4 protein-coding genes and 1 pseudogene are annotated in these 5092 nt (G+C 70.0%); all 5 read right to left on the reverse strand.

Annotated elements, in window-relative coordinates; genetic code table 11:
* Positions 1-287, reverse strand: a 287-nt coding sequence (locus IO20_RS37220; RefSeq protein WP_037631311.1) for a GTP-binding protein, incomplete at its 3' end; no start/stop codon positions are given.
* Positions 268-816: a DUF742 domain-containing protein gene (locus IO20_RS39345; protein ID WP_030557079.1), complete on the reverse strand. Its 549-nt coding sequence runs from the start codon at positions 814-816 to the stop codon at positions 268-270. The genes IO20_RS37220 and IO20_RS39345, both read right to left, overlap by 20 nt.
* Before the next feature lie 92 nt (positions 817-908).
* Positions 909-1322, reverse strand: coding sequence for a roadblock/LC7 domain-containing protein (locus tag IO20_RS0133890; protein ID WP_030224397.1), 414 nt, complete (start codon positions 1320-1322; stop codon positions 909-911).
* A gap of 7 nt (positions 1323-1329) precedes the next feature.
* Positions 1330-4647: a sensor histidine kinase gene (locus tag IO20_RS0133895; RefSeq protein WP_030557077.1), complete on the reverse strand. Its 3318-nt coding sequence runs from the start codon at positions 4645-4647 to the stop codon at positions 1330-1332.
* 339 nt (positions 4648-4986) lie between these two features.
* Positions 4987-5092: pseudogene (locus tag IO20_RS0133900) on the reverse strand (ATP-binding protein); the annotation flags it as partial.

The raw sequence follows: 5092 nt of genomic DNA on the forward strand, positions 1-5092 counted from the left end.
CAGAAGCGGTCCTGTCCGGGGGTGCCGAACAGGTACAGGATCAGGTCCTGGTCCAGGGTGATGCGGCCGAAGTCCATGGCGACGGTCGTCGTCGTCTTGTCGCCGGTGTGCGTGAGGTCGTCGATGCCCGCGGACGCGGAGGTCATGACGGCTTCGGTACGCAGCGGGTTGATCTCCGAGACGGCGCCGACGAACGTGGTCTTGCCCACGCCGAATCCGCCCGCCACCACGATCTTCGCGCTGGTGGTTGAACGGGCCGCGCCGCCGCTAGAGCTTGCGAAGTCCACTGAGCACCCTTTCGAGCAGTGTCACGTCTGGCTGGCCGCCGGCGGCTTCGTCGCCGCCCGGCTGGTGGATGGCGACGAGTCCGGCCTCGGCCAGGTCGGCGACGAGGATTCGGGCGACGCCGAGGGGGATGGAGAGAAGGGCCGAGATCTCCGCGACCGACTTGATCTCGAAGCACAGCCGGCAGATCCGCTGGTGCTCGGGCAACTGCCCCTGCAGCCGGGACGGATCGGCCGTCGTGCTGACCAGCGCCTCGATGGCGAGCTGGTAGCGCGGCCGGGTCCGGCCGCCGGTCATCGCGTAAGGACGCACCAGCGGGTTGTGCGCGCCCGTGCTGCTGGAACCGGCGGCTGACTGGGCACGCTGGGAGCCGTAGGCACCGGAGGACGGTCCCTGAGGCTGCCGGTAGGGCTGCGAGGCGCCCTGTCTGCTGGGGGCGGAGGGAAAGTTGAACCGGTTCTGCGCATCGCCCTGAGACGGCTGGTGCGCGTCATAACCGTTGTAAGGGCTCGCGCCCGGGGGTGTTCCCACGTTCTCCTCCTCGACTGCCTCGCGGTCCATGTCCCGTGGAACCGCGCCACCGCACCCTACGGGGCGGTGGCGCGAAACGCACTGTCTGTCTGTTAGTTGAGAAGACTTCCCTGAAGCTCCGCCCGGAGGTCAGGAGTCAGGACGGTGCCCGCGCGGTCGACGAGCAGCGCCATCTCGTAGCCCACGAGACCGATGTCGGCCTCCGGGTGGGCGAGCACGGCCAGCGAGGAGCCGTCCGAGATCGACATGATGAAGAGGAAGCCGCGCTCCATCTCCACGACGGTCTGGTTGACCGCACCGCCCTCGAAGATCCGGGACGCGCCCGCGGTCAGCGAGGTCAGTCCGGAGGCGACGGCCGCCAGCTGGTCGGCGCGGTCCCGGGGGAACCCGTCGGACATCGCCAGCAGGAGTCCGTCGGCGGAGACCACCACCGTGTGCGACACCCCAGGGGTGTTGTCCACGAAGTTGGTGATCAACCAGTTCAGATTCTGCGCCGCCTGGCTCATGCTCACACTAACGCTCCTGGTTGTAGGTACTGCCCGGGCCGAGGCCCGATCCGTTCGTGTCCGTTCCCGCGCTGCGCCCCTGCTGGACACCCCGGCGCAGGTTGCTCAACCTGCCCCGGACGTCCTCGGGTGCGCGGGAGACCTGGGGGCCGCCCTGCGGGGTCTGCTCAGCCGTGCCCTCGACCAGGTTGGCCTTCGGGACCCGGCGGGGGAGACCGGACGAGGTGACCCCGCCGGCCTTCGGGTCCTTGAGCTTCCCGGCCCGCTGCCAGCGCTCGTCATTGGCCGAGCGCCACGTTTCGGTGCCTTCGACTTCGTCTTCGTGCCGCTGCTCCTGCGCCGCCTGAGCGGGCTTCGCCGGCTGCGGTGCCTGCTGCTGCGGCGCCTGCGGGCTCTGCGAGGCGACGCTGCCGCGCCGCGGCAGACCGGCGTCGGTCATCGCGTGACCGGCGTCCGGGGCGGAACTCGGGGTAGGACCGGGACGGTCGAAGCCTACGCCGTCAGGGGCCTGTTCGGGGGCGCTCGGAGCAGATTCCGTTTCCGCTCCGTACTGCTGCGTCCAGCCGCTGTCGTAACCGTTCTGATCCTGCCACTCAGCCTGGTGGGGCTGGGCGTCGAACGCGTTTCCGTACTGCTGGTGTTCGGCTTCCGGGGCCCCGTACGAGGCTTCCGCATAGCCGGGCTGCTGCGGGTACGACTCGTAGCCCTGCTGCTGCGGGTACCCGTAGCCGTCCTGCTGCTGCGGGAAGTCGGCCGGGTACTCCTGGCCGTACTCCTGCGCCTGCTGCTGCCCGTACTCCTGACCCTGCGCGTACTGCTCCGCCGGGTACTCCTGGGCCTGCTGCTGCGCGTACTCCTGGCCCTGGGCGTACTCGTGGCCCTGGTTCGCGTACGCGTCCGGCTGCTGCTGCTGCGGTTGCTCGTCCTGCTCCGTCTCGTCGCGGAAGAGCGGGCGGTCGCCACCCTGCGCCTGGGCCTCCAGGGCGGCACGCCGCCCCTCGCGCTTCAGCGAGCGGTTGACCGGGTCGAGCGGGGGCTCCTGCTCGGCCTGCTGCTCGTAGCGCGAGTCGTCGAAGCCGAGGTCGGCCGCGGTGAGCATCTGCTGCTGCGGGGCGGCCTCGAAGGCGTTCGGCTGCTGCGGCTGCTGCTGCTGCGGAATGATCTGGGAGACCGTGAAGTCGTCCTGGAGCGGCTGCTCGCCGCCACCGCCGTGCGTGATCGCGTCCGGCAGCATCACCAGCGAGGTCGTGCCGGCCTGCTCGCCCGAGGGGCGGAGCTGGACCCGGATGCCGTGGCGGTCGGCGAGCCGGCCGACCACGAACAGGCCCATGCGCTGCGAGACGGCCGCGTCGACGGTCGGCGGGTTGGCCAGCTTGTGGTTGATGTCCGCGAAGTCCTCGGCGGTGAGGCCGATGCCCTTGTCGTGGATCTCGACCATCACGCGGCCGTCGGGGAGACGGGTCGCGGTGACACGGACCTTGGTCTGCGGGGAGGAGAACGTGGTGGCGTTCTCCAGGAGCTCGGCGAGCAGGTGGACGAGGTCGGTCACGGCCTGGCCGTGGATCTCGGCCTCCGGGACGCCCGCCAGCTCGATGCGCTCGTACTGCTCCACCTCGGAGGAGGCGGCGCGCATGACGTCGACCAGCGGGACCGGCTGGTCCCAGCGGCGGCCCGGCTCCTCGCCGGCGAGGACCAGGAGGTTCTCGCCGTTGCGGCGCATGCGGGTGGCCAGGTGGTCCAGGCGGAAGAGGTTCTCCAGCTGGTCCGGGTCGGCCTCGTTGTTCTCCAGGTCGGTGATGAGGGTCAGCTGGCCCTCGATCAGCGACTGGTTGCGGCGCGAGAGGTTCGTGAAGATCGCGTTGACGTTGCCCCGGAGCATGGCCTGCTCGGCGGCGAGGCGGACGGCCTCGCGGTGGACCTGGTCGAAGGCGCGGGCGACCTCGCCGATCTCGTCCTGCGAGTCGATCGGGATGGGCTGGACGCGGGTGTCGACGCGGCCGGGCTCGGTCCGGGAGAGCTGGTCGACCAGCATCGGCAGGCGCTGCTCGGCGATGCCGAAGGCGGCGTTGCGCAGCTGCAGCATCGAGCGGCTCATCTGGCGGGCCATCATCCCGGCGAGGATGAAGGCGGCGAGCAGGGCGACGACGACGATGCCGCCGATGACCCAGGCGTCCGTCTTGGCCTCGTCGGAGATCCTGACGGCCTCGGCGACGGCCTTGTCGACGAGGGTCTTCTCGACCTCGGAGTAGCCCTCGAACTTGGCGGTGGCGACGGCCATCCAGGACTCGGCGGTGATGCCCTTGGCCTCCAGGGCCGCGAGGGCCTCGGGGGTCTTGGCGGTGCCGATCGCGGAGGCGACGCCGGAGTAGACGGAGCCGTCCTTGCCCTTGGGCAGCTCGACGCCGGCGGCCTGCATCTGCTTGGCGCCCTCGGCGGCCTTGCCGGCCATGACCTTCTTCAGCAGCTCGACGTCCTCGGGCATGCCACCGGAGGCGTACTCGCCGAGGGCGATCTGCTCCAGGTAGTTGTACGAGTTGAACGCCACGGACTGCTGGGCGAAGACGGCTTCGGTGCGGCTGGGCCGGACCAGGAGCTGGGTGCCGATCGAGCGCTGGAGGGACTCGGCGCCCTTGGCCAGCTGGACGGCGTACACGCTGCGGCCGTAGGCGGTGACGTTGCCGGTGCCGAGGCCGAGCTCGTTGGAGAACTCGGTGAGGTAGTGCTGGACGCCGGTGTACCCGAGCTGGGTGTTCACCGGGTCGAGAGCGCGGGTGTACGCGGCCTTGCGCAGCGCGTCGAGCTTCGGCTCCTCGTCCTTGAAGAGGCGCAGCCGGCGCTCCAGGCCCTGGCCCGAGGGCAGGTTCTTGGCGGCCTCGTCGAACTTGAGCCGGGCGGCGTCGGTCGCGGCGTAGGCCTGCGTGACGTCGTCGCTCTTGCGGTCCTCGGGGGTCTTCGCGGCGAGCAGCGGGCCGGCGGTGAGGTCGCGCTCGTTGAGCAGCGCGGTGCTGTACTCCGAGGCGGCGCGCACGATGAGCGCCGTCTTCTCGGCGTCCTGCGCCTCCTGCCAGGTGTCGATCGCGCCCTTGACCTGGAAGCCGCCCATGACGAGGCCGACGAGCACGGGTATGCAGAGGATCGCGTTCAGGCGGGTGGGCACCCGCCAGTTGCGGGGCGACAGCTTGCTGGAGCTCCCCTTGGCCGCCGGGGCGGGCGGCGGTGTCACGGGTATGTCCGCGGGCGACACAGCGGTACGCGACGGCGGCGTGAAGTTGCCCCGCGTGCCCCGCGTGTCCTGCTCCGCGGAGCTTTCCTTGCTTCGCCTCACTCGACCAACAACCTCTCGGCGTCGGCACCTACGTTGTGCCGGTGTTTCGTTCAGGGCCGTACTACTCGGGAGTTCATGAATTGCAGCACGTGAAGGGGGTCCGTTCCAAACAGTGGGATGCGGCGACTTTCAGTGGTCCACGCCTCGCATAAAACGGGCATAAAGAACGAGCCCCGCCAAATGGCGGGGCTCATGTGAGCGCAGCGACACCGAGCGGATGCATCGGGTGTCCGGGGCGCCCCAATTCTCATTCGAAACGTTATGAACGCGCGGGCGGCCGTGTCGAAGGACACAGACCGCCCCTGGCAGCGGCATATGACAACCGCCCTGACGGATCCGCTACTTGAGCCGGGCCATGAGGGCGTGCTCGACGAGCGTGATGAGGGCGCTCTTGGCGTCGGCGCGGTGCCGGGCGTCGGTGGTGATGATGGGGGTGTCGGGGCCG

The organism is Streptomyces exfoliatus (assembly GCF_000725545.1).
GTDB lineage: Bacteria > Actinomycetota > Actinomycetes > Streptomycetales > Streptomycetaceae > Streptomyces > Streptomyces exfoliatus.

Coding starts and splice junctions, on each gene's coding strand:
- IO20_RS0133890 (WP_030224397.1), bottom strand. CDS start 1,322: ATGAGCCAGGCGGCGCAGAATCTGAACTGGTTGATCACCAACTTCGTG.